Annotated in this window: 25 protein-coding genes and 1 riboswitch; of the genes, 20 read left to right on the top strand and 5 right to left on the bottom strand. The window is 47.7% G+C overall.

The window, feature by feature from the left end; translation table 11 throughout:
- Positions 1-44: 44 nt before the first annotated feature.
- The 4 genes from ACFPXP_RS19320 to ACFPXP_RS19335 all read left to right on the top strand — a co-directional run bounded on the left by ACFPXP_RS19320 (position 45) and on the right by ACFPXP_RS19335 (position 3,482).
- The gene (locus ACFPXP_RS19320) at positions 45-2,450 is read left to right on the top strand and encodes a heavy metal translocating P-type ATPase (protein WP_379896035.1); all 2,406 of its coding nucleotides are present in this window, start codon (positions 45-47) and stop codon (positions 2,448-2,450) included.
- Between the two features lie 61 nt (positions 2,451-2,511).
- Positions 2,512-2,838 (top strand): metal-sensitive transcriptional regulator, encoded by a 327-nt coding sequence (locus ACFPXP_RS19325; protein ID WP_379896036.1) that lies wholly within the window; start codon positions 2,512-2,514, stop codon positions 2,836-2,838.
- Between the two features lie 24 nt (positions 2,839-2,862).
- Positions 2,863-3,066 (top strand): copper chaperone CopZ, encoded by a 204-nt coding sequence (gene copZ, locus ACFPXP_RS19330; protein WP_379896037.1) that lies wholly within the window; start codon positions 2,863-2,865, stop codon positions 3,064-3,066.
- 119 nt (positions 3,067-3,185) lie between these two features.
- Positions 3,186-3,482 (top strand): hypothetical protein, encoded by a 297-nt coding sequence (locus tag ACFPXP_RS19335; RefSeq protein ID WP_379896038.1) that lies wholly within the window; start codon positions 3,186-3,188, stop codon positions 3,480-3,482.
- A 78-nt stretch (positions 3,483-3,560) separates the two neighbouring features.
- Here ACFPXP_RS19335 and ACFPXP_RS19340 read toward each other — a convergent pair whose 3' ends face one another.
- The gene (locus ACFPXP_RS19340) at positions 3,561-4,247 is read right to left on the bottom strand and encodes a stalk domain-containing protein (protein ID WP_379896039.1); all 687 of its coding nucleotides are present in this window, start codon (positions 4,245-4,247) and stop codon (positions 3,561-3,563) included.
- A 261-nt stretch (positions 4,248-4,508) separates the two neighbouring features.
- On the opposite strand from ACFPXP_RS19340, the gene ACFPXP_RS19345 reads away from it, so the two are divergent.
- From ACFPXP_RS19345 to sugE, 3 genes are all read left to right on the top strand, one after another.
- The gene (locus ACFPXP_RS19345; protein WP_379896040.1) at positions 4,509-6,371 is read left to right on the top strand and encodes a heparinase II/III domain-containing protein; all 1,863 of its coding nucleotides are present in this window, start codon (positions 4,509-4,511) and stop codon (positions 6,369-6,371) included.
- 127 nt (positions 6,372-6,498) lie between these two features.
- Positions 6,499-7,206: a lytic transglycosylase domain-containing protein gene (locus tag ACFPXP_RS19350; protein WP_379896041.1), complete on the top strand. Its 708-nt coding sequence runs from the start codon at positions 6,499-6,501 to the stop codon at positions 7,204-7,206.
- Positions 7,205-7,317: riboswitch (guanidine-I (ykkC/yxkD leader) on the top strand. It overlaps the preceding gene by 2 nt.
- A gap of 99 nt (positions 7,318-7,416) precedes the next feature.
- Positions 7,417-7,731: a quaternary ammonium compound efflux SMR transporter SugE gene (sugE, locus tag ACFPXP_RS19355; RefSeq protein ID WP_379896042.1), complete on the top strand. Its 315-nt coding sequence runs from the start codon at positions 7,417-7,419 to the stop codon at positions 7,729-7,731.
- A gap of 91 nt (positions 7,732-7,822) precedes the next feature.
- Here the strand turns inward: sugE and ACFPXP_RS19360 are convergent, their stop codons facing one another.
- A complete protein-coding gene (locus ACFPXP_RS19360) occupies positions 7,823-8,659 on the bottom strand; it encodes an alpha/beta hydrolase family protein (protein ID WP_379896043.1) in 837 nt (278 codons plus the stop codon).
- 192 nt (positions 8,660-8,851) lie between these two features.
- Between ACFPXP_RS19360 and ACFPXP_RS19365 the strand changes: the two genes are divergently transcribed.
- From ACFPXP_RS19365 to ACFPXP_RS19390, 6 genes are all read left to right on the top strand, one after another.
- Positions 8,852-9,382 (top strand): potassium transporter TrkG, encoded by a 531-nt coding sequence (locus ACFPXP_RS19365; protein WP_379896044.1) that lies wholly within the window; start codon positions 8,852-8,854, stop codon positions 9,380-9,382.
- Positions 9,354-10,208: a TrkH family potassium uptake protein gene (locus ACFPXP_RS19370; protein ID WP_379896045.1), complete on the top strand. Its 855-nt coding sequence runs from the start codon at positions 9,354-9,356 to the stop codon at positions 10,206-10,208. The genes ACFPXP_RS19365 and ACFPXP_RS19370 overlap by 29 nt, the downstream gene beginning before the upstream one ends.
- A gap of 99 nt (positions 10,209-10,307) precedes the next feature.
- Positions 10,308-10,913 (top strand): trimeric intracellular cation channel family protein, encoded by a 606-nt coding sequence (locus ACFPXP_RS19375; RefSeq protein ID WP_379896046.1) that lies wholly within the window; start codon positions 10,308-10,310, stop codon positions 10,911-10,913.
- 127 nt (positions 10,914-11,040) lie between these two features.
- Entirely contained in the window at positions 11,041-12,339 is a 1,299-nt protein-coding gene (locus tag ACFPXP_RS19380; RefSeq protein ID WP_379896073.1) for a TrkH family potassium uptake protein, read from the top strand.
- A gap of 95 nt (positions 12,340-12,434) precedes the next feature.
- A complete protein-coding gene (locus ACFPXP_RS19385; protein ID WP_379896047.1) occupies positions 12,435-13,070 on the top strand; it encodes a sensor domain-containing protein in 636 nt (211 codons plus the stop codon).
- Between the two features lie 187 nt (positions 13,071-13,257).
- Positions 13,258-14,307, top strand: coding sequence for a serine hydrolase domain-containing protein (locus tag ACFPXP_RS19390; protein WP_379896048.1), 1,050 nt, complete (start codon positions 13,258-13,260; stop codon positions 14,305-14,307).
- On the opposite strand, the gene ACFPXP_RS19395 is transcribed toward ACFPXP_RS19390, so the two are convergent.
- Positions 14,279-15,088: a Cof-type HAD-IIB family hydrolase gene (locus ACFPXP_RS19395; RefSeq protein ID WP_379896049.1), complete on the bottom strand. Its 810-nt coding sequence runs from the start codon at positions 15,086-15,088 to the stop codon at positions 14,279-14,281. The genes ACFPXP_RS19390 and ACFPXP_RS19395 overlap by 29 nt on opposite strands.
- Before the next feature lie 194 nt (positions 15,089-15,282).
- Here ACFPXP_RS19395 and ACFPXP_RS19400 point away from each other — a divergent pair, with 194 nt between their 5' ends.
- A complete protein-coding gene (locus ACFPXP_RS19400) occupies positions 15,283-15,636 on the top strand; it encodes a carboxymuconolactone decarboxylase family protein (RefSeq protein ID WP_379896050.1) in 354 nt (117 codons plus the stop codon).
- Positions 15,637-15,730: 94 nt separating this feature from the next.
- Here ACFPXP_RS19400 and ACFPXP_RS19405 read toward each other — a convergent pair whose 3' ends face one another.
- On the bottom strand, positions 15,731-15,949 hold the full coding sequence (locus ACFPXP_RS19405; RefSeq protein ID WP_379896074.1) for a PLDc N-terminal domain-containing protein: 219 nt from the start codon (positions 15,947-15,949) through the stop codon (positions 15,731-15,733).
- A gap of 160 nt (positions 15,950-16,109) precedes the next feature.
- On the opposite strand from ACFPXP_RS19405, the gene ACFPXP_RS19410 reads away from it, so the two are divergent.
- On the top strand, positions 16,110-17,066 hold the full coding sequence (locus tag ACFPXP_RS19410; protein WP_379896051.1) for a DUF4097 family beta strand repeat-containing protein: 957 nt from the start codon (positions 16,110-16,112) through the stop codon (positions 17,064-17,066).
- Between the two features lie 75 nt (positions 17,067-17,141).
- On the opposite strand, the gene ACFPXP_RS19415 is transcribed toward ACFPXP_RS19410, so the two are convergent.
- Positions 17,142-17,843 carry a hypothetical protein gene (locus ACFPXP_RS19415; RefSeq protein ID WP_379896052.1) on the bottom strand — a complete coding sequence of 234 codons (702 nt, stop codon included), beginning with the start codon at positions 17,841-17,843 and terminating at the stop codon, positions 17,142-17,144.
- A gap of 563 nt (positions 17,844-18,406) precedes the next feature.
- Between ACFPXP_RS19415 and coxB the strand changes: the two genes are divergently transcribed.
- The 5 genes from coxB (at position 18,407) to ctaG (ending at position 23,424) form a co-directional block, all read left to right on the top strand.
- On the top strand, positions 18,407-19,429 hold the full coding sequence (gene coxB / locus ACFPXP_RS19420; RefSeq protein ID WP_379896053.1) for a cytochrome c oxidase subunit II: 1,023 nt from the start codon (positions 18,407-18,409) through the stop codon (positions 19,427-19,429).
- 29 nt (positions 19,430-19,458) lie between these two features.
- On the top strand, positions 19,459-21,339 hold the full coding sequence (gene ctaD, locus ACFPXP_RS19425) for a cytochrome c oxidase subunit I (RefSeq protein ID WP_379896054.1): 1,881 nt from the start codon (positions 19,459-19,461) through the stop codon (positions 21,337-21,339).
- On the top strand, positions 21,336-21,953 hold the full coding sequence (locus ACFPXP_RS19430) for a cytochrome (ubi)quinol oxidase subunit III (RefSeq protein ID WP_379896055.1): 618 nt from the start codon (positions 21,336-21,338) through the stop codon (positions 21,951-21,953). Before ctaD ends, ACFPXP_RS19430 begins: the two co-directional genes overlap by 4 nt.
- 4 nt (positions 21,954-21,957) lie before the next feature.
- On the top strand, positions 21,958-22,272 hold the full coding sequence (locus ACFPXP_RS19435) for a cytochrome C oxidase subunit IV family protein (protein WP_379896056.1): 315 nt from the start codon (positions 21,958-21,960) through the stop codon (positions 22,270-22,272).
- Positions 22,273-22,527: 255 nt separating this feature from the next.
- On the top strand, positions 22,528-23,424 hold the full coding sequence (gene ctaG / locus ACFPXP_RS19440) for a cytochrome c oxidase assembly factor CtaG (protein WP_379896057.1): 897 nt from the start codon (positions 22,528-22,530) through the stop codon (positions 23,422-23,424).
- The last annotated feature ends 41 nt before the right edge of the window (positions 23,425-23,465 follow it).

Raw genomic sequence — 23,465 nt, forward strand, 5'->3', positions numbered from 1 at the left:
TTGTTAATTGTGTTGAAATGTTTCGATATAGGGGTGTATATATTATGGAAGAGAAACAGCTGAAGCTGCAAATCAGCGGGATGACTTGTGCGGCTTGTGCGAACCGAATTGAGAAAGGCTTAAGCCGAATGGATGGTGTCGCCGGTGCGAATGTCAATTTTGCGACGGAACAGGCTTCCGTAACTTATCATCCGGATAAGGTGCGGACGGAGGACCTCGAGCAGAAGGTAGCCGATTTGGGATACGGTGTTGTCAAGCAGAAGACCGAGCTGGCTATTCAAGGAATGACCTGTGCGGCTTGCGCGAATCGAATTGAGAAAGGCTTGAACAAGCTCGAGGGCGTAAGCCGGGCAACGGTAAACTTCGCGATGGAGAGCGCGCACGTCGAGTATGATCCTGCCCAAATTCAGATCGAAGACCTGCTGCGCAAAATCCAGACATTGGGATATGAGGGCCGGCCGAAGACGGAAGAGCAGCAGGAAGACTATAGGGTGGCTGAAATTCGAAAGCAGAGGTTGAAGTTTTTTATTTCGGCGGCGCTGTCGCTTCCGCTGCTCTGGGCAATGGCGGGGCACTTCTCCTGGACATCGTTTATCTGGGTGCCGGAGCTGTTCATGAATCCGTGGTTCCAGTGGCTGCTGGCGACACCGGTACAGTTTTGGATCGGCAGGCACTTTTATATCGCTGCTTACAAAGCGCTGCGCAGTGGCAGTGCCAATATGGATGTGCTGGTTTCACTTGGAACCTCTGCGGCATACTTTTACAGTGTATTTCTAACGCTGGAATGGGCGATGAAAGATACGCATCATATGCCGGAGCTGTATTTTGAAACGAGTGCGGTGCTCATCACTTTGATCATTCTGGGCAAGCTGTTCGAAGCCTTGGCCAAAGGCAGGACTTCAGAAGCGATCAAGACGCTCATGGGACTGCAGGCCAAAACGGCCGTCATTATAAGGGATGGACAGGAAGTGACCATTCCTGTCGAAGAAGTGGTCACGGGAGATGTCGTCATCGTAAAACCAGGCGAAAAAATCCCCGTCGACGGGGTCGTGCTGGAAGGAAGCTCTTCCGTGGATGAATCGATGTTAACCGGTGAAAGCATGCCGATGGAGAAGCGGGCAGGCGACACCGTCATCGGAGCCACGGTAAATAAGAACGGTTCCTTGAAGGTGGAAGCGTCGAAAGTAGGGAAAGATACCGCCCTAGCCCAAATCATTCGGGTTGTAGAAGAAGCACAGGGCTCGAAAGCTCCGATTCAGCGAGTAGCGGACCGCATCTCCGGCATTTTCGTACCGATCGTTGTCGGGATCGCGCTGATCACCTTCATCGGTTGGTTTGTATGGCTGGAACCGGGAGACTTCGCGGCTTCCTTGGAAAAAGCGATTGCCGTCCTTGTCATCGCATGTCCTTGTGCACTCGGCCTTGCGACACCGACCTCGATCATGGCCGGTTCGGGCCGTGCCGCAGAGATGGGAATTCTGTTTAAGGGCGGAGAATATTTGGAGACGGTCCATAAACTGGACACCATCGTGCTGGATAAAACCGGTACCGTAACCTACGGCAAGCCGGTGCTGACCAATGTCGTCTCAGATGCGATGGCGGAGCGCGAGCTGCTGCAGCTCGTCGCTTCGGCGGAGAGGCTGTCCGAGCATCCGCTGGCGGAAGCTATCGTGCAGGGTGCTAAGGATGAAGGGGCGGAGCCTTCTGAACCCGAGCAGTTCGCCGCGATCCCCGGTTATGGAATCGAGGCCACGGTTGCAGGACGCCGCATACTCGTTGGTACTCGAAAGCTTCTTTCAAAGCACAGCATCAAGATGCAGCAGGCTCTTTCCCGGATGGAGAAGCTGGAGGAGCAGGGCAAGACGGTCATGCTGGCGGCGGTAGACGGCTCATATGCCGGGATGGTCGCTGTGGCCGATACCATTAAGGATACCTCGAAGGAAGCCGTTGAACGTCTGCGCCGCATGGGGCTGCGTGTCATTATGATGACGGGGGATAATGAAAGAACAGCCAAGGCAATAGCGCATCAGGCCGGAATAGAGGAAGTGCTGGCCGAGGTGCTGCCGGAAGGCAAAGCAGAAGAAGTGAAGAAGCTTCAGCAGCAGGGACGGAAGGTTGCGATGGTCGGCGACGGCATTAACGATGCGCCTGCACTTGCTACAGCCGATATCGGAATGGCCATGGGAACAGGGACCGATGTGGCGATGGAGACGGCCGCTGTTACACTGATGCGCGGGGATTTGAACAGCATCCCGCAAGCGATGGAGATGAGCCGGCGCACGATGGCTAACATTAAGCAAAATCTGTTCTGGGCGCTCGCCTACAATACGATTGGTATTCCTATCGCCGCTGCGGGCATGCTGGCGCCTTGGCTGGCAGGAGCCGCCATGGCACTAAGCTCCGTATCCGTTGTTATTAATGCGCTGCGGCTGCAGCGGGTAAACGTTTGATTTACCCCCCGGGGGTTTAGTATGATGATTCTAAGTACAGTGGTTAGGAGGAGATCCCGCTATGGCAAAAGAACAAGTACAGGAGGATCATTGTGAGCACCATGAATCGGAGAGGAAAAGCCATCATTCCGATAAGCTGAAGAGCAATTTAATCACAAGGCTGAATCGAATTGAAGGTCAAATCCGAGGCGTAAAGGGGCTTATTGAAAAGGATACGTACTGTGATGATGTCTTGAATCAAATTGCAGCCATTCAATCCGCACTGAACAGTGTAGGCCGACTGCTGCTGGAAGGCCATATGAAGTCCTGCGTTGTCGAGCGGATTCAAGAGGGTGACCACGAAGTGATCGACGAGCTTTTGATTACCGTGAACAAATTACTCAAATAATAAACATATAAGGAGAGATGATCTATGACACAAACAACATTGAAGGTGCAAGGCATGTCCTGCGGACATTGCGTAAAGGCTGTAGAAGGCGCTTTGAAGGAAATTGGAGCACAAGGAACTGTGAATTTGGAGGCGGGTACGGTCGACGTCTCGTTCGATGATAACAAGCTGAGCTTGGATCAGCTGAAGGAAGCGATTGAGGAGCAGGGCTACGACGTGATCGTATAACGTCATGGCTCGGTTCACTGAGGACGGGGGATGTGCCGTCTGCCTGCCCTGTGATGTTTTGTATACTATGAACGATGAGCCGGAATGAACAGGCTTCGTTTAACGAGGAGGAATCAGTCATGAAAACTAGGCTCGAACAGTTGGCGGAACAAATCCCGGACAAAAATCAAGATATTATTATGTACGCGAAACATGTATTCAAGGCGCTGGAGGATTTTGAGAATCATCACCGACGGTTTACGGCCGCTCTGGCTTTATCCGGATCCAGTCCGGTAGGGGAGCAAGAGCAGCTGTTCTACCAGACGATTCAAGATATTCGAAATCAGATGCTCCAAACGTTGGAATATACGGTTGAGGATTTACAGCACAAAGGAGATAAGAACTACAGCAAGCATTTTACGGATGGAGTGGAGTGATGATCGAAGCTTCGCCATCACGCTTCGTGATGAAAAAGCCGGACAGCGGATCGTTCCGCTCTTCCGGCTTTTTCTAAATTAATGATAATATCCCGCCACAAAAATTCGTTCTTCGGCGGTTAACGAGCTATGCGCTTCAACCGTAATTTCTTGAGCTCCCCCGATTTCCAGTTCGAACGTGGCGGATGGTTCACTTGAATTCAGCTTCACATGCTTGAGTACCGCATCTTGATCATCGATGATTTTCACATCGACTTCCTTTTCCGGCTGATCCAGTGAATAAATCGTCAAGTTTACCTTTTGGTATTGGCCACTGGGCTGGAGGGTGACCGATTTTCGAACAGAATCGATATTTTCAATAACAAATCCCGATGCGTAGTCCGTTCCGTCTTGAACGGTATACTGCTTATCCTTAGTCGCCATGACGCTCGTGTTGTTTAGTTTATATTTTTCGTTCATAATCTGAACTTGTTTCGTATCTTCCCCAAGAATGACCGTTTGTGTTTCCGGATCCCATTTTACGGCAGTATCCAATGCTTCTGAAACCGCACGAACCGGTAAATAGGTCGTGTGGTCATAGACAATTGGAGCCAGCTTATTACCCTCAGCATCCTCAGGCGTCCATGCTTTACCATCTACTTTAAATTGGGTCGACCAGTTCAGCTGAGCTTTAATATCCTCTAATACTGGAGCCGCGGTTGCGCCCGCGATTAAGCCTACGGACATCGCCGCCGCAGAAATGAACATCACTGCTTTTTTCTTCATGTCGTATCCTCCCCGAATATGTAAACATTACTGATCAGTTTAGTAGAAGACAGAAGCTGGCTCAATAAGGCCTTCTCACTAAATTTGGAAATTTTAGAGTATGAGGACTCAGACGAAATGGCCTAAACGTGTCTGTTATTGTCGGAATTTACGTTCAGGAAATTCACTTCATAACAGGTATAATGGATACATAGAAACGGATTGAATTCAACTTCTTAGCTGTCTGGGAAAGAGGACGGCAAAGATGGGGAGGGGAAGGGATTGTACACGTTTCGTGATATACATACGGCTGTTCTTGCAGGCCAGGAGACAACATGGCATAACGCTGAGAGAATTAGAGATATGATCCGAAGAAGCAGGCAAAATCCGCTGCTTGCAGGCTTGTGGCAAGAGATGGATCAGGAATTGGGGAATATCGTTCAAGAGGCGATTCCTCAATTGAGCTTTCGGGATTTTGTACAATTTGAGGACCATGGAGATCGGCTTGCATATGAAACATCATACTTTGACAGACGCAAGAGATTGGCGGTATGCGCTTGTGCAGCGTTGAACGACCCGCGACCCGAAGTGATCTCCACCCTTCAGGAAGTGATGTGGGAAATTTGCAACGAATATTCCTGGTGTCTGCCTGCCCATCTTGCTTACGAAGGCGATGGAGCACAGCCTCGTCAAGAAATCGATTTATTCGCCGCAGAGACTGCGCATGCCATGGCTGAAATCTCCGTATGGCTGGAAGATGTGCTGCACCCGGGACTTGTCCGGCAGATGCGCAGAGAAGCCCGCAGCCGAGTACTCGAACCGCTGCTGTCCCGCAGCACCCGTTATCACTGGGAATCAGCGGATCATAACTGGTCGGCGGTATGCGCCGGATCTGCTGGCATGACGGCCTTGCTGCTGATTCATGAACCGGAACCGCTGTCTGCGCTGATCGAGCGTGTTATAAGTGCATTGGAATGCTTTCTGCGAGGGTATGGCGAGGACGGAGGCTGTGCCGAGGGAATTACATATTGGACTTACGGCTTCGGTTACTACGTTTATTTCGCAGAGATGCTCGCAGACTTTACGGAGGGAAGGTTGGATCTGCTGACCTCGGACAAAGTGAGGAGAATTGCATCCTTTCCACAAACGATTCATCTTAGCGAAAATACGTATGTGAATTATTCCGATGCGGCAGAGAGCGTCGTTTTGCATTCCGGTATGCTGTCCAGGCTAACCGACAGATGCGGTGCCTCGTTATCGCTGCTGCGGCCGCCCTCGCTGCATGAGGATCACTGCTACAGGTGGGCGCATATCACGCGAAATCTGCTATGGTCTTCCCCTAGGCAAGGGGGTCCAGACGAGAGCGCGAAGCGGCAACAGGAGAATCAGGTTTATTATTTGCCGGATTTGCAGTGGCTGACAGCTAAAAAGCAGGAGCGCGGAGCTGTACTGGCCTTCTCCGCCAAAGGCGGTCATAACGGCGAGCCGCATAACCATAATGATGTCGGTCATTTCATCCTGCACGTGAATGGCGAAAATGTGCTGGCTGATCTTGGGGCGGGAATGTATACGAAGGCTTATTTCGGAGAAGCGCGTTACGAGATTTTGAACAATGCATCTAGAGGACATTCGGTGCCGCTGATCAACGGCATGGAGCAGCAGGAAGGGAGCCGCTTTCGCGCGAACGTGATGAGGCTGGATGAGGACGAGAAAACCGCTTTGTTGCTGCTGGATCTGTCTAATGCTTATGCGGATGAATCACTGCAATCATTCACTCGCAGCTTCGAGTGGAGCAAGGTGGCTTCATTCAGCGGGAAGCCGCTGCTGCGAATCGAAGACACAGTGCAGTGGGCCCGCCCGGGAATCGTTACTGAGGCGTTGATCAGCAGGTGTAAACCGGAATTTGAGGCCGGCAGGGTGGTATGGACGGGTTCGCGGGGAATCGTAACCATGCAGTACAATCCTGTCGACCTGAGCTATTCACTCTATGAAGAGTCATACAGCGATCATGCGGGAATTGTGCAAACCGCGTATCTTGTTCATTTAAGGTTATCTTCGCCTCGGAAAGAAGCCAGAATCACGATGGAATTTCATGCGGAACCATTGGACGATGTTCGAGATGAACGATTCCACCGAAGCATTTGAGACACAAGCTTGTTCAAAGTGAGAGCCCTCCCTAATTCTGGTGAACGGCTAAGGGTTCACAGCGCACCTCAATTTTTATATAATAAAAAGGCAGTACATAAACTTAGAGATAAGTGTGGGTTACGAAATGACGATAGATGGCGTTCAATCTATGACGGTAAAGGAACTGCAAAATAAGACGGCAGGCACAGTGTCCACCGATAAGAAAGAAGCGAGCGGCTTCTCGGAACAGCTGCAGCAATTTCTCGACGCTTCTTCGGGCAGCTCCGCATCCACAGGACGAGTGATTCCAGCAGAAGTGGCTTTGCAAATGCTTGAGTCCGCATCGGGTTCGTTCGCTTTTCAGCAGTCACTTGCTGATTATGCGGTGAGCAGCAGCGGAAGCTTCCCGGTGGCGGCGGATGCCTCACGGGCGGAAAGCTCTTCCTCGTATGATGCTTGGATTAAGCAGGCTTCAGCAAGGTATGGAATCGACGAATCGCTGATCAAAGCGGTGATCCATGCGGAATCTGGATTCCGTACCGATGCCGTATCCAGTGCGGGGGCTAAAGGCTTAATGCAGCTCATGGACGGCACGGCCTCGGATATGGGGGTTGCCAATCCGTTCAATCCTGCGGAAAATATTATGGGCGGCAGCCGTTATTTAGCGAATTTATTGAGTAAATACAATGGAAATGAGAAACTGGCTTTGGCCGCTTATAATGCGGGACCGGGCAGAGTGGATCGGCTGGGCGTAAGCAACGACGAACAGCTGATGAGCGTATTGGGATTACTGCCGGCCGAGACGCAAAATTACGTTCGGAAGGTTACGGCATATAAGGATTTATATATTTAAGCAAGTTTTCTAGGGTTCCGCAGCATGCACAGCAGCGCTGGACTGGACCGAGAGAAAACGCGTGCGCAGCGTGAAGCGGCATGTACACGGAGGGATAAAAACCCGGGAGGATGATCCGATTAAGGATATCTTCCCGGGTTTTTTTATTTGGAACTGGCTGCGAAGAATATGATCAAGAACAAGATTTTCATATAAAGGGGAAATGATAAAATGGCATGGATTTATTTGGTGATTGCTGGCGTATTGGAAATCGTATGGGCAATGGGTTTGAAATATACACAAGGTTTTTCGAAGCTAACTCCTTCGATCATTACCGTGGCAGGGATGATCCTCAGCTTTTATTTCTTATCGATGGCAATCAAAACGCTGCCGATGGGTACGGCCTACGCGATATGGACGGGTATCGGTGCAGCAGGCACGGTCATCATCGGAATGATGTTCCTGAATGAGCCTGTTAATGCGGGCAGGCTGCTGTTTTTGGCTATGGTCATTATCGGGTTGATTGGCCTGAAGGCAACCGCGTAATCGATATCTTGAGAAGAAATCGGCATGACTGAGAATGCATGATAAAAGCCAGTCCCTGATGAAACACCTAGTCTGTGCTTTACACTCGGCTTTAGATCGTCCAATGATTCCAGTCTGCTGCTTTCTTTACCCGATCCTTTAACCATTGGCTAGTCCGTTCAATAAGCAAGTCTTGGTGGGCAAGCTGAGAAAACGTATGATCCGCTCCGAAAATAACTTCTTTTTCAACCGTTCCCCGCTGTCTTTGCTTCATCATTTTATCGTATAAAAAGCAATAATCAGTGGAAATGACCTCATCGGCAGAGCCGTGTAAAATCAGAACATCGCCATCGACCTGCTGACAAGCAAAAAGCGGCTGCTCTTGCTGCAGCGAGGTGAAAAAGATGTCGTGCAGTGTATAAGATAGATAGTCTGCCGTCCCCTGCTGCAGAGCTTGCTGGACGAGCGGCTTGCCGACGATGTCCGCAATGTCTTGATAAGGATGAGCGACCGGTGCCCAAAGAATCAGCTCTTGAATTCGAGGGTCTTTTGAAGCGGTCAGTACAGCCGTAGCCCCTCCTAAACTATGGCCGAGCAAGGAAATGCGCTTCGGGTCCACCTGAGGGATCGTTCGTGCGTAATCAAGCACCGTCTTCGTTTGCTGCACCATCGAACGAAGCCCCTCCGCACCGTAGCTCCCCGTGCTTTCACCGCACCCGGCGTAGTCGAATCTGAGTACCGCATACCCATTCTCCGCCATCTGCCTGGCTGCTCTGACGAATAATCGGTTCACGCCGATGCGGCTGCCGATAAAGCCGTGGCAAATGACGACCAAAGGAAACCCAGAATCGCTCCCTTCTTTGCCTTGTGCTGGTTCAGGAAGATGGAGTGAGGCGGTTAATGTCAGCGAAGCGTGTGAAATGGCAATGGAATGTTCTTGTTGAGACATAGAAGTGATCCCTCCGTACGAAGTTAATTCCGACAAGTTTACTATGAATAATCAACATCATACGTATATCGTTATTTGTTGTCAAGAGTAGAATGGCTCAACCCGCTAACTTGTAATTCCAAGCCATTTAGGCAATAATCAAGGCAAGTTTAATATATTCAGGGTTCAAGAATATGGGAGATGACCACTCGCGTGAAATTATCAAGAATTTCTAAAAACGATATACAGCTATCTGCCGCTCGGGTAATTTTATTCGGATTTGCGCTGATTATCCTATTCGGGGCCGTACTGCTCAGTTTGCCCGTTGCATCTGCTGACGGTACAAGCTTGAATTTCTTGGATGCATTGTTTACATCAACCTCTTCGGTATGTGTTACGGGTCTCATTGTCGTAGATACACCGACTCAGTTTTCCGTCTTCGGGGAATTGGTCATTATGGTGCTGATCCAGCTCGGCGGATTAGGGTTTATGACATTCGGCGTCCTTCTTTACATTATTTTAGGAAAGAAAATTTCATTCAAAGAGCGAATGATTATTCAGCAATCTACGAATGCGATGAATCCGTCCGGCGTCGTCAAGCTTTCGCTGAGGATTTTTCTAATCGCATTGATCGTGGAAAGTGCCGCCGCGCTTATATTAACCGTCCGTCCGCTGGGCAGACGATTACGGTTGGTGGACCGCAGCTTATTATGGCGTGTTTCATTCGATTTCATCATTCAATAATGCCGGATTTGCGCTCTGGCCGGATAGTTTGATGAGGTATGTGGGAGATCCAGTGGTCAATATTGTGATCACAGCCTTATTCCTGATTGGCGGAATTGGTTTTTTTGTAATCATAGATATATTTAGGAAGCGCAGCTGGTCTAGGCTCAGCCTGCATTCCAAAATTGTACTTGCAGGAAGCGCTATTTTATGTGTGGCAGGGGTTTTGGTGGTCACGGCGGTGGAATGGTTTAATCCGAAGACCTTTGGAGATTTAAGCTTCACGGAAAAGCTTTGGGCAGGATACTTTCAAGGGGTGGTTCCTCGTACCGCAGGATTTAATTCCATCAATATTGGAGATATGATGGCCGCATCGCAGTTGTTTATCATATTTCTCATGTTTATCGGAGCTTCCTCGGGATCGACAGGGGGAGGAATCAAGACGAACACGTTTGCTGTCCTGCTGTTGTCTATGATCTCCACCGTGCGTGGACAGCGGGATGTTCATATGTTCAAAAGGAGAATCGCCACCGAGCTGATTCTTCGTTCTCTCGCCGTCATCATGATTTCGATTGGCGTCGTCGTATTGGTGACATTTCTGCTTACCCTCACGGAGCATTCCTTACAAAAGGACTTTATGGAAATATTATTTGAAGCGACGTCGGCCTTCGGTACGGTCGGGCTTTCCATGGGACTTACCGCTGATTTATCATTCCTCGGTAAAATGATTATCATTATAACAATGTTTATTGGCCGTTTGGGACCGTTGACGTTGGCATTTGCATTGGCTCAAAAAAGAAGCAAAACAAGCCTGCGCTACGCGGAAGAAAAAATTATGATCGGTTAAGGAAAAAATTTAGTGTTCCATGACCCTATAGTCGAATGATATACTACCTATTGGACAAAAATATTCGGATTTTTCGACAGGTAGGGATCAGCTGCTTTGATGTGGGAACCGTGGGACATATTAAACATTATTGGAACGATCGCTTTCGCCGTCAGTGGAGTGATCGTCGCAGTGGAAGAGGACTATGATATTTTAGGGGTGTACATTTTAGGATTTGTGACCGCGTTTGGCGGAGGGGCAACCCGAAATTTGCTCATTGGTGTTCCGATCACGAATCTTTGGAATCAAGGCGAATTGTTTATCGTTGCGATGATTACGATGACGATTGTATTTTGCATTCCTGCCCTATGGTTCAAATTTTTGAAGCATTGGAGCTTCTTCGATGCATTGGGCTTAGCTGCATTTGCTATTCAGGGAGCGCTCTATGCGAAAGAGGCGAATCTCCCGCTAAGTGCGGTACTCGTGGCTGCCGTATTAACAGGGAGCGGCGGCGGTATTATTCGTGATGTATTGGCAGGGCGAAAACCGCTCATTTTCCGCGAGGAAATTTACGCCATGTGGGCAATGCTTGGCGGATTAATGATTGCAGCTGGCTGGGGAGACGCGCCATGGAAGCTGTACGTCATGGCCTCGCTTATCGTAGTACTGAGAATGCTGACCGTGAGGTATGGCTGGAAGCTTCCGAAACGAAAGTTGAACTCTTAAACCAGAGCTTGGAACTTGAATTCCCAGACGATAACCAGTATGATGGCACGAGAACCTATTGGTAACAGAGGGATGACACTTGAAAAAATTTAGATTTGATATTACCCCCGTCCGTGCGATCGTTCTCATGTATTTCGTAACAGCAATGGTGTCTTCATTGGTATTGTCGATGCCGTTCTTTCATCAGCCGGGTGTAAAGCTTTCGTTTATTGACACGTTGTTTACTGCCGTGAGTGCTTTAAGTGTAACCGGCTTGACGGTTGTGAACACAGCGGAAACCTTTAATCAGTACGGTGTGTTAGTATTAACGATCATTATCCAAATCGGCGGAATCGGACTCATGACACTCGGGACCTTTATTTATGTTGTTATTGGACGGAATATTGGCTTAAGTGCAAGAAGGCTGATGATGATCGATCAAAACCGACATCAGCTGTCTGGACTCGTACGCATCCTGCAGTTTGTTTTTATATGTACGCTATTAATCGAATCGGTAGGCGCCGTGCTTCTTACGCTCAGGCTCTATTTCGCCGGATATGTTGATTCGTTCAAACATGCATTTTATTATGGGACATTCCATTCCATCTCTGCTTTTACGAATGCCGGGTTTGATATTTTCGGAAATTCCCTGTACAACTTTCAGCACGATTATTTCATTCAAACGGTAATCATTATTTTACTTGTGCTGGGTGCCATCGGTTTTCCGGTGCTCATCGAAACTTGGGAATATGTGAAGCGGCGGGATCGCAAGTTCCGCTTTTCCTTATTTACGAAAATTACAACGACCACCTTTATCATTTTACTGCTCATTGGTACACTCGGTGTGTTCCTGTTGGAAAACAACAATTTTTTAGCGGACAAATCATGGCATGAGAAGCTGTCGTATTCGTTTTTTAATTCAGTGACAGCCCGAAACGGTGGTTTCTCAACGATGGATATAGCGCAGTTTACTGCACCAACGCAATTTTTACTGTCTACCATGATGGTCATCGGGGCGAGTCCTTCCAGCGTCGGGGGAGGTATTCGGACGACCACGTTTGCGATCGTACTGCTGACGATTCTAGCCTATGCGAAGGGGAATACGGAGGTTCGTGCATTTCACAGGAGAATACATCAGGATGATGTGATGAAGAGCTTCGTTGTTTTTTCCAGTGCAATGCTGCTGGTTGTATCCAGTGTCATTTGTTTGGATGCATTTGAAGCGCAGAGGCATTCGCTGAACTCCGTCATCTTTGAAGTGTCCTCGGCATTCGGAACGACGGGTCTCTCTATGGGAATTACGAGCAATTTAGGAACAGACAGCAAAATATTGCTTATCATATTAATGTTCATCGGCCGTATCGGACTATTGTCCGTGCTTCTCTTCTTTAGAAGGGAGAAAAAAGCGAAGATTCGCTATCCGGAAGAAAGAGTCATTATCGGTTAAGAGAGATGTGACCAGTCATATGACATCAGTAACTGTTCAATAAGCGGGCCCCCTTGTTATATTGGAGTCAATCCAAGAAAGGGGGCCGCTTTGCTGTGCGCCTATCTTTTTTTAGCATTGTTACGGACCGGACCGCTTATGCATCCGCAGCCTATTTATTGATCAGCTTTCCTATTGGCCTGCTTATGTTCATCATTACGATCGTCGGCATCAGCTTATCGGTTGGGCTCATCCCTTTGTTTCTCATCGGGCTTCCCCTGTTTTTGGCATTGCTGATCTTATGCCGCAAAATGATGGAGATGGATCTTCGCTTCACCATCAATTTATTAGCTATGGATCGAGAGCTGCCAAGGGTAGAAATGCAGCAAAGTCACGGAGTCATCGGGAAAATTGCAGAGGAGCTGAGAGGTCCGGGGAAAACATCGATTCTTTATTCGCTGCTCAGGTTTCCGATTTCTATCGCTGGCTTTATTATCGGTGTTTTTATGTGTGCCACGAGCTTGGCTTTGCTTTCATCGCCTCTTGTATATTTTGTAATAGAAAAAACCATTGGAATTCAAATGTTCGGAACGGATCTTATCAGTCTGCTGATGGGTGATTCCATCGAGCCGATGCAGCTTTCGGTGTTCTACTTCATCATCGGTATCTTTTTTTCTGTATTCGCGCTCCATGTGATGAAAGCTGCAGCCGTATCGCTGGCAAGAGTGACGGTTCAATTCGCCGGAAAATAGATGAAGAGCTCGCCATTCAAACGATTCGCCCATGTTTCATAAAGCCCCGAGGCTCCAGCTGCGGGGCTTTTTGCATGAAGGATATGAATGGGATAAGTCCGGTAGGTGAAGAACGGTCCGATTTGAAGTATGATTCAATTATTAAAAGCCCCTTGCGTTCATAATAGAGAAGAAGGAGGTGGCATTCTTGGCGAAGGTCATATTGCGGCCGAAGAGAGACCACTGGCCGACGAAGGAATGGGTCAAGGGTGATCCCTCGGATTTCCAAATCCCGCTCGAAATTGCTTCGGAGCTGAACGGACGCATTCCCGAACAATATCCCAAGATGTATGCCCTGCTGATCGTTCACCGCGGCCATTTGATTTATGAATCCTACTGGGGAGGCATGGCGTCAGACGATGTGATGGACATGCGTTCGGCGACGAAGAGTGTAACTTCCGCAGTCATCGGGACATTGGAGCAAAGAGGGATCATTACAGATGTAGAGCTTCCTTTAGAAGCGTGGCTTGATGCAGAGCTCAAGGAAATTTATGCCCGTAACCCCGATCCACAAGAGGAGCGGGAGAAACGAATGACGACTTTGCGTCATTTACTGACGATGACATCCGGCTTCTCGTGGGAGACGGGTAAGAAGTTCGGAGAGAAGTGGATTCATCATCTGCACCGCAGTCCGCATTGGGTTCGGTATATTTTGCAGCGGCCGATTGATCCGGGGATGAGAGAGAAGTTTCAATACCGCAGTACAGACTCTCATTTGTTGTCCGTATTGATCAGCAGATTGACGGGAAAATCGGCGTCAGAATGGGCGGGTCCGCATTTATTTCACAAGCTTGGCATCAGGCATTACGAATGGCTCTCCGATCCGCAAGGACACAGCCAGGGACACGTTGGATTAAGCATGCGAAGTCGGGATATGGCCAAGCTAGGATGGCTGTACCTAAATCAAGGTTACTGGGACGGAGAACAGCTGCTTGCTGAGCAATGGGTGGACGACAGTTGGAAAGAACAAGCCGAAGGCACCGACTTTCACGGAACCTACGGCTTTCAGTGGTGGAATAAGAAATTAAACGGCAGTATGGTGCATTATGCGCTTGGACACGGAGGACAGTATATATTTGCCGTTCCGGACAAGGACATGGTCGTCGTTATGACTTCCGATCCTAAGGTCAGTCGTTGGAAAAATCCGCGCACACTGCTGGAGCAGGTCATTATCCCTGCTGTGCCGGATGTAAAATAAACTTCTCAATGACATGCTTTACGCCTTCTTCATTGTTCGTTAAGGTAACGTAATCCGCCAATTCCTTAAGTGCAGGTATGGCGTTGCCCATAGCGACGCCTAAGCCAGCCATCTCGATCATTTCCCGATCGTTCCAGCTGTCTCCGATGGCAATGACTTCGTCCAGTGTACATCCGAAATGCTCGGCCAAAAATTGCACAGCGTGTCCTTTTGTGCCTTCGGGATGAACGAATTCCAGGAAGTTCGGCTTCGATTTCGTAACGTGAACGGCATCTCCGAGCAGCGCTTTGATCTCTGGAATGATCCGATCGAGCAGTTCAGGCTCGTCGATCATGATGAGCTTAGGCATGGGCTTTGCAATCAGCTTTTCAAGGTCCGGTTCAATCGTATAGGGCACGTTGGAAATACTGCAGTAGTCGATCAGCTTTTGGTTCTCTTCAGCAGCGAACAATTGATCGTTCACATATGCCTGCAGGTGAAGCTGATGGGCCTGCGCATAATCAAATATGTTACGGACAGCTTGTTCTGGCACGAAACGTTCATACAGAGGTTTTTCGTCGATTAAGGTTTTGATAAGCGCCCCCTGATAAGTAATAATAGGAACATTTAAACCGAGCTGCTTAGCGAGCTGTTTCGCAGAGGCAAACATCCGACCTGTGGCGAGCGTGAGGATGACGTCTTTCTCGGAAGCCCGTACCAGCGCTTCTTTCGTGCCATCCGTGACCACCTTGTCATCCGTAATGAGTGTATCGTCAATATCGATCGTGACCAATTTGTACATGCGTATCCACTCCTTTGTATATCTCATGCTTCTGCTATTATATCGAACCTGGGCCAAATGGCGAAGTGCAATTGGCTTTATTTTTCGTAAACATAGAAGCGGCTCTGCTTTGTTGCTGTGAATGTTGCCGGTGATGTTGGGCACATTACGAAAGGGATCGTGTTCCCAAGGAACAATTCAGAAGGAGCGAAATTATGGATAAACACATGGCCGATGAAAAAGTAATGGCGTACCGCATCGGTGTTGGACACATGAAAGACCAATTGCCTGACTTGGTGGAAGCGTACCACCATTTTACAGGCAGGTGCTTTCAAGAGGGAGAACTGAGTCTTAAAGATAAGCATCTCATCGCCTTAGGGATCAGTTTAACCTCCAACAATGAGGTCTGCACTTTTAATCATGTTAGAGAGGCGCTGTCCAGCGGCGCTACACCAAAACAAGTGCTGGAGACGGTTGCTGTCGCCGCCGCGTTGGGCGGAGGGCATGCGATGTCGCAGGGTGTTACACGTGTTCAACAAGCGCTGGACCAGTCCGGTTCGATTCATTGATTTTGATTCCAACTAAAAACCGCTCGGGTGTGATCGTTCCCATTTGAACGGCATCCGAACGGTTTTTTTCATTATATAGACGGTACACATAAGATTAGTAGCGGTCACTCCGAATGAGTAAATATACAATGAGTCCGACGACGGGGAAGATTAATGTTCCAACCAGCACAATCAAGGCATATTCCTTGCTGTTCCCTTTGCGAAGCGCGTCATGGTATGCCCAAATGCTAGTCACAACATTTAACACCAACAGAAGCAGCCCAAACATGGCAAAGAGGAATAATACCCCTGAGACAATACCTAGAGCTCCCATCATTACACCTCCTCGGTAAATACCTTCAATATTTAAACGAAAGAAATCGGGTTTGGTCACAACATTTTCATGAACATTCATATGACCAAGGGCACTACAGGATGTGACTTTAATCGGGTATGATGAAAGAGACGATAAGGATGGGAGGTTAATCAGTCGTATGAGCTTAAAAAATCTGCTTGGGATTTTACTTATTATTGTAGGCATTTTTTTCATTATAAATATTGTAAGAAATGGTACACCCATCTTCGCTTGGGGGGATCAGGAGGTATTGGAGAGTGAAGCCTATCCTGTATCTGGAGAACTCATGGCGTTGAATATTGAAACTTCGGATGCTGATATTGAATTAAAGGCAGGGGACCAAGATGGTGAAGTGATCATCGAGGTGATAGGTTATGAGAAGACTGCAAAAAAATTTAAACTGAAAGCTGAACTCGATGGTTCGGAGGGGACGATCACATACAAAAGGGAAGGGGCTTTCTCCTGGTTTGGTATACAACAAAAAAGTCATAAGCTCTCCATCACCGTACCTGAGCGGGTATGGAACCATATGAACGTGAATGCCTCCTCCGGTGATATCGCCGTTCGGGACATTCGAACCGATCATGGAGATTTTGATGCCTCTAGCGGAGATATCGCAATAAAGCATACGGAAGCGAATCAGCTTAGCATTCAGACCTCCTCCGGAGACATATTACTAAGCGACAGTAAAACGGTGAATGCCGATGTGAAAGCTTCAAGCGGGGATATTGAATGGGTGGACGTCCAGAGTCAGCAAAGCAGCTTGCGCGCAACTTCGGGCGATATATCGGTTGAAAGAGGAACAGGACAAATGGATCTGAAAAGCAGCTCGGGGGATATCGAACTAACGCTGACTGAAGGCTACGGTGATATTACATCGAACAGCAGCTCTGGCGACATAGAAATCGAACTGCCTGAAGAGCCGCAGGACATTCGATTCGATCTGCGAACCAGTTCTGGAGATGTGGATGTGAGAGTGGGAGAGCTTGATCAGAAGGATCAGAAGGAAAACCGCTTCGAAGGTCAGAAAGGAACAGGCAGCATTGAGATTTATGCAAAGACTAGTTCCGGTGATGTAGAGGTCACGGCACATTAAAGGATAAAGAAGGGATGGAACCAGTTACGAGCTGATTCCATCTCTTTCTTCATTAAACGATTGTGATCATGCATCTCATTGATTTTCCGTCTCTCTAAAATGTTCCTTCACTAGCGCGTTAAATGAAGCAACCTCTCCGTCTAAGCTTTGGTTCGTCCATTTTTTCTGGGCAAGCACGTTGAGCTGATTTACAAAGTCTCGATTGGCAGAAATAAATACTTCCCATACATAAGGCTGTTCGTTTCGAACCGCCACGGCGATCTTTTGTTTTAATTCCGGTGTAATATCTGCCGGCTTCTCCAGGGTATAGTACGAGTTGCTGTCGTTTACCAATTTACGCGGGCTTAAGTACGAACCTCCGTGCCTCACATCATATACGCCTTCAGAGTTCCCGACATTCGTCGTATTCTTGCCGCGGCCTCCATGGCTCTGCCAGCCGGTAGCCGTATCGTTCAGTACGATGCCTACATAGGCGTTCACATTCGTGGTGACCACATAAGCATGGGCGATACCGGGAATTTTCATGACGGCATTGGCCGCATCCTGACTGAATGCCATATACTCATTGTTATGATGGTTGTAATCTTCGCCCTGCACCATAAAACCGTATGCTCGGCTTTCTTGATTGGGCACTTCTTGACCTTGGTGGCTGCCTAAATCATAGTCACTTTTTTCAAATTGTTTATAACCGCCGCATGCGGAGGTAATAATAAGTGCCATAAAGGGAATAAACAAGTATAAGCGTCTGTCTTTGATCCAATTCGGCAGTTTCAACATCGCGTTGTCCTCCTGACTCTCATGGTGTCCTTCGTAGTGGTTTAGACCAATAGTATTAAGGTGGATGAAAGCAACTGATTTATACATGGAAGGAGCCGCCAGACGTAAGGTCAACCCGAAAATTTTAAATAAAATGGTACGTTTTTGAGAACAATTTGTGAACTCTCCCGATTTCATTGACAAAAAACTGTAACGAATTTATAGTTAATATGGTGATTGGATTTGTTGACAAGGTGCGTCATTTCGTGTTATTACCGGCGTTTGACAGCGGTGGACAGTGACATATTCATGCCCGAGTAGATGACGTCTCATTTGCAAGCGCAATACCTTTCTAAAAGGTTCTTAGTTCCTCTTCCATTCCATCATTTCGCTGCTGACGACATAACGATTTTCATACGACAATTCGCAGCGGGATAACCTATAAGAATGAGAAGAGCTTCAACTTCTATACATAGAAGGTGTAACTTTTCTGTTTAAAGATGGAGCTGCCGCGGATATGCCGCGGTCGCTTTATCTATGTCTAGGCTCAAGATTAACATAAGAAGAAGCGGGGTTGATGTATTGTGAGACCATGGAAACTGGCTAAACGATTAGTGCCTCTGTTCTTGCTGTTCACGCTTGTCCTGTCAGGCTGCAGCAGTATCTTAGGCGATGATCCGAGTCCGCTAAATCCTAAAGGTTCTGTGGGTGAGGATCAGCTGTTCCTTATTAAATTGTCGTTGTTTGTTATGACAGGTGTACTCGTCATCGTTTTTGTATTATTCGGTTACGTTGTCATTCGATTCAGAAAAAGGAAAAACCAAACGGGCGTTCCGAAGCAAACGGAAGGATCTCATGTGCTGGAGATCGTTTGGACCGTTATCCCGCTCGTTCTTCTGCTGATTTTAGCAGTTCCCATGGTGACACAGACGTTTGCTTTGGCGAAAGATTATTCCGAATCGGAAGAAGCAGAGCAAGTGAAAGTCATCGGACACCAATTTTGGTGGGAGTTCCAATATCCAGAGCATGGCATTTACACGGCTCAGGATTTAGTGATTCCTGTAAACACGAAAATCGCTTTTGAACTGACTTCTGCGGACGTCATTCACTCTTTCTGGATTCCAGGCTTGGGCGGTAAGATGGATACGAATCCAGGTATGACGAATAAGTTTTACCTCGATGCTGAAGAAGTCGGAACTTATAAAGGTAAATGTGCTGAGCTTTGCGGAGCATCGCATGCGCTCATGGACTTCAAAGTTCAGGTCGTAACACAGGAAGAATATGAAGCTTGGGTTGCTTCGATGAAAGAACCTTCTCAAGCTGTAAATGAGCAGGATGCTCTCGCTCAAGGTCAAGAAATCTTTAAGGCAAAATGCATGAGCTGTCACGCGATTGACGGTACGCAGCCTGGTGTATATCCGAACCTGAAAGGCTTCGCAGACCGCGAGCTGGTTGCCGGTATTAAAGAGAACAATGCCGAATGGATTCGCAAATGGATCGATGATCCGCAATCCATCAAACCGGGTACGCTGATGCCTAACGTCGATTTGACGGATGATGAGCTGGATGCATTGACAGAATATCTGCAAAGCTTAAAACTTGAGTAGCGCACGCTGTAAAGGGAGGTTCAAACAAATTGGCTCACACTGCTAAGAAATATAGGGGTTTGCTGGATTGGCTAACAACAGTTGACCATAAGAAGATCGGTATTCTATACCTTGCAGCGGGTGGATTCTTCTTTCTGCTTGGTGGATTAGAAGCCATTCTAATCCGTCTGCAATTGATGTACCCAGAGAATGACTTGGTTTCTGCTCAAACATATAACGAGCTGCTTACCATGCACGGAACGACTATGATTTTCCTTGCGGCCATGCCGCTGTTGTTCGGACTCATGAACGCCATCGTACCGCTCCAAATCGGTGCAAGGGACGTAGCGTTTCCGTTCGTGAACTCGCTTGGATTCTGGACGTTCTTCTTCGGAGGCGTGCTGATCAATATCAGCTGGTTCGTTGGAGGAGCACCGGATGCAGGTTGGACTTCTTACACCCCGTTGGCGACTGAAGCATACGCCGGAATGGGAATTGATTTCTACACGATTGGTCTTCAAATTGCGGGTATTGGTACGCTTGTCGGGGGGATTAACTTCCTGGCAACGATTATCAACATGAGAGCTCCTGGCATGTCTTTCATGCGTATGCCGCTGTTCACTTGGAGCACCTTTATCATGTCGCTGTTGATTCTGTTCGCTTTCCCAGCGTTTGCGATCGGAATTATCTTACTTACCTTTGATCGGCTGTTCGACGCTAACTTCTTTGAAATTAGCGCAGGAGGTAACTCCATTCTATGGCAGCATATCTTCTGGATCTTTGGACATCCGGAGGTTTATATTTTGATCTTGCCGGCGTTCGGTATTATTTCTGAAGTGATCAGTACGTTTTCAAGAAAAAGATTGTTCGGTTACAGCTCCATGGTGTTTGCTACCATGCTGATTGGTTTCCTCGGTTTCATGGTATGGGTTCACCATATGTTTACTGTAGGAATGGGGCCTATCGCCAACGCACTGTTCTCCGTTGCAACGATGCTGATTGCGGTGCCGACCGGGATTAAGATATTTAACTGGCTGCTCACCATGTGGGGCGGACAAATCCGATTTACGACAGCCAATATGTTCGCGCTTGGATTTTTGCCGACCTTCGTCATGGGTGGGGTCACAGGGGTAATGCTTTCGATCCCTGCTGCCGATTATCAATATCACGACACTTATTTCGTCGTTGCTCACTTCCACTATGTCATCGTCGGTGGTGTAGTATTCGGATTATTCGCCGGTGTGCATTATTGGTGGCCAAAAATGTTCGGCCGTATGCTGAATGAAGGGCTGGGCAAGCTGACGTTTTGGACGTTCTTCATCGGATTCCATCTGACATTCTTTGTCCAGCATTTATTAGGTTTGGACGGAATGCCTCGCCGGGTATTTACCTACCTGGAAGGTCAGACCGGATGGGATGAGTTGAACTTTATATCTACGATCGGTGCTTTACTGATGGGTGTAGGTACTATTGCCGCTTTGCTGAACATCTTCATTACATCGTTCAAAAAGGCGGATGCTCCTGCCGATCCATGGGATGGACGTACGCTCGAATGGGCAATTCCTTCGCCGTCTCCAGAATACAACTTTAAACAGCTGCCGCTTGTTCGTGGCTTGGATCCATTATGGAAAGAGAAGATGGCTGGAAATACGAGTATGACGCCAGCGGAACCGCTTGGTCCGATACATATGCCGAATCCATCGATCTTGCCGTTCTTCATGTCACTCGGGTTGTTTATTGCAGGCTTTGGATTCATGTTCCAGGACTATGAATTTGATAACAGCTTTATGTCTGGGATCTTCGGAAGCTACGCTGTCGCGATTATTGGCTTGGTGATTACATTTGGATGCATGTTCCTCAGATCGATTATTGACGATCATGGATATCATATAGAAGTGGATGAACTGCAGGATGGGGGGGTTAAGGCATGAGTCACGCACATGTAAATGAAAACGAGCAGATTCATGAGCCTGAAAGAGCTACCCTGGAAGGAAAAAATAAAGTATTGGGCTTTTGGCTGTTCTTAGGCGGAGAGACGGTATTATTCGGAACGCTGTTTGCGACATTCCTCGCGCTCCGCAATCAAACGCTAGATGGACCAACAGCAAGTGAATTGTTCTCAATTCCACTCGTTGCTTTGGCTACCTTCATCTTGCTGACAAGCAGCTTGACCAGTGTATTCGCAATCCAAGCGATGCACCGGTATGATAAGAAGGCGATGATCAATTGGCTCATCATTACCGTTCTTTTAGGTCTGGCCTTCCTCGTGTTAGAGATTTATGAGTTTTATCATTATGTCCATGAAGGACATACGTTCCAGAGCAGTGCCTTCGGCTCCTCGTTCTATGCATTGGTTGGATTCCACGGAGCCCACGTAGCGTTTGGTATTATGTGGATCAGCATTCTCATATACCAAGCATTTAGAAAAGGAATTACAACCGTTACAGCACCAAAGTTTTATGTAGCCGGGTTGTACTGGCACTTTATCGACGTTGTATGGGTGTTTATCTTCTCCCTGGTATACTTAATGGGAAAGGTGGGTTAAGCAAATGGAACAGCAGCATTCGGTTTCAAAGGTAAAACGAGGGCACGTGCATGAAGGCCCTAGAAATCACCTCATTACGTATGCCATTTCCATGGTGCTTACGTTCATCGCATTCGTGGCAGCAGCCAATAATGCGCTAAGTACCAGCTTTATTATTTTCTTGCTGGTCGTTATGGCGGTTGTGCAAGTTATTGTACAGCTAGCTTATTGGATGCACATGAAGGATCGAGGCCATTTCTATCCGATTATTGGAATTTCGATGGGATTTGTAGTCGCTTTAACCGCCATAGCAGCGGGGCTTTACCTCATGTGGTGGTAATAAAATGAGATAAATGTATATTTTCAGGGGGCGGGAGACTGCCCCCTGTTTCATTTGTGTGACAAAATAGTGGATTTTTGCTGTTTTACGTCCATTTGGGCAACCTTTCATTTGTCAGATGACCTATAAATTCATTACAATAGAAGCGGTACGAGTTTTACATTGCATTGAAAACAAAAGGTTAACCATTGGTTTGTCCGATTGGGAAAATGACCATAATGTTGACGAATACCGACTTGAGAGGAGGAGAGCCCATTGTTCGGTTTGGAGTACTTCGGATTTCGGGCATTATGGAGTCCTGTCGTATTGTTGATTTTTATCGCCATTGGCATTGTGTATCTCCTGCTGACCGGTCCATGGAGCCATCGCTTTAAAGAGGCAGAACGTGTTCCCGTATATAAAATCATTAGTTTTTTGAGCGGATTGTTTCTACTTTATTTAGCTCAGGCAGGACCACTCAGCTTGCTCAGCCACTTGATGTTTAGTGCCCATATGCTGGGGATGGCGGTTTCGTATATAATTGCACCGCCGCTGCTGCTGATTGGACTACCGGCATGGATGGTCAAACCTCTGCTGCAGCGACTGAGATGGCTTAGACCACTTCGTTTTATGATGCATCCGCTGTTAACGGTCGTATTCTTTAATGCACTGTTTTCTTTTTATCACCTGCCGGACGTACATGATTATGTGATGGTGCATTACGGCATTCACCTCTTGTTTTATATTGCGCTGTTCATCACTTCTGTGATGATGTGGTGGCATGTCATTTGTCCGGTACCTGAATATACGGTTTTAAGCGGACTTAAAAAAATGGGATATATATTTATTAATGGTGTGCTGATCACTCCGGCCTGTGCGCTCATTATTTTTTCGGATCATGCGATGTACGCCGTTTTCAATGATGCGAATACATGGGCAAGAGCGATGGGGTACTGTGTACCGAATGGACAGAACTGGGTGCTGGATGAGTTCGCAGGTCCACAGTTTTTTAGCTTGGTTTCTTCACGAGAAGATCAGCAGCTAGGCGGAGTCATCATGAAGCTGCTTCAGGAAATTACGTACGGCTTATTGTTGGGGTACGTATTTAGAGAGTGGTATAAAAAAGAGAATCCAGAGGAAGAGGATTTGAATCCGATTATGGATCCGTCGTAATGTTGGGATGAAGAAACTGTAGGATAGGCAGGGGAATCGAC

The sequence above is a fragment of the Marinicrinis lubricantis genome (assembly GCF_042658665.1).
GTDB classification, from domain to species: Bacteria; Bacillota; Bacilli; order Paenibacillales; family KCTC-33676; genus Marinicrinis; species Marinicrinis lubricantis.

Excerpts from the sequence above, each read along its gene's own strand:
- copZ (WP_379896037.1), top strand. The coding sequence starts at position 2,863 with ATGACACAAACAACATTGAAGGTGCAAGGCATGTCCTGCGGACATTGC.
- ACFPXP_RS19350 (WP_379896041.1), top strand. The coding sequence starts at position 6,499 with ATGACGATAGATGGCGTTCAATCTATGACGGTAAAGGAACTGCAAAAT.
- ACFPXP_RS19340 (WP_379896039.1), bottom strand. The coding sequence starts at position 4,247 with ATGAAGAAAAAAGCAGTGATGTTCATTTCTGCGGCGGCGATGTCCGTA.
- ACFPXP_RS19380 (WP_379896073.1), top strand. The coding sequence starts at position 11,041 with ATGTATTTCGTAACAGCAATGGTGTCTTCATTGGTATTGTCGATGCCG.
- ACFPXP_RS19335 (WP_379896038.1), top strand. The coding sequence starts at position 3,186 with ATGAAAACTAGGCTCGAACAGTTGGCGGAACAAATCCCGGACAAAAAT.
- ACFPXP_RS19395 (WP_379896049.1), bottom strand. The coding sequence starts at position 15,088 with ATGTACAAATTGGTCACGATCGATATTGACGATACACTCATTACGGAT.
- ACFPXP_RS19360 (WP_379896043.1), bottom strand. The coding sequence starts at position 8,659 with ATGTCTCAACAAGAACATTCCATTGCCATTTCACACGCTTCGCTGACA.
- ACFPXP_RS19410 (WP_379896051.1), top strand. The coding sequence starts at position 16,110 with ATGAGCTTAAAAAATCTGCTTGGGATTTTACTTATTATTGTAGGCATT.
- sugE (WP_379896042.1), top strand. The coding sequence starts at position 7,417 with ATGGCATGGATTTATTTGGTGATTGCTGGCGTATTGGAAATCGTATGG.
- ACFPXP_RS19430 (WP_379896055.1), top strand. The coding sequence starts at position 21,336 with ATGAGTCACGCACATGTAAATGAAAACGAGCAGATTCATGAGCCTGAA.
- ACFPXP_RS19435 (WP_379896056.1), top strand. The coding sequence starts at position 21,958 with ATGGAACAGCAGCATTCGGTTTCAAAGGTAAAACGAGGGCACGTGCAT.
- ACFPXP_RS19400 (WP_379896050.1), top strand. The coding sequence starts at position 15,283 with ATGGATAAACACATGGCCGATGAAAAAGTAATGGCGTACCGCATCGGT.
- ACFPXP_RS19320 (WP_379896035.1), top strand. The coding sequence starts at position 45 with ATGGAAGAGAAACAGCTGAAGCTGCAAATCAGCGGGATGACTTGTGCG.
- ACFPXP_RS19325 (WP_379896036.1), top strand. The coding sequence starts at position 2,512 with ATGGCAAAAGAACAAGTACAGGAGGATCATTGTGAGCACCATGAATCG.
- ACFPXP_RS19405 (WP_379896074.1), bottom strand. The coding sequence starts at position 15,949 with ATGGGAGCTCTAGGTATTGTCTCAGGGGTATTATTCCTCTTTGCCATG.
- ACFPXP_RS19415 (WP_379896052.1), bottom strand. The coding sequence starts at position 17,843 with ATGTTGAAACTGCCGAATTGGATCAAAGACAGACGCTTATACTTGTTT.
- ACFPXP_RS19375 (WP_379896046.1), top strand. The coding sequence starts at position 10,308 with ATGTGGGAACCGTGGGACATATTAAACATTATTGGAACGATCGCTTTC.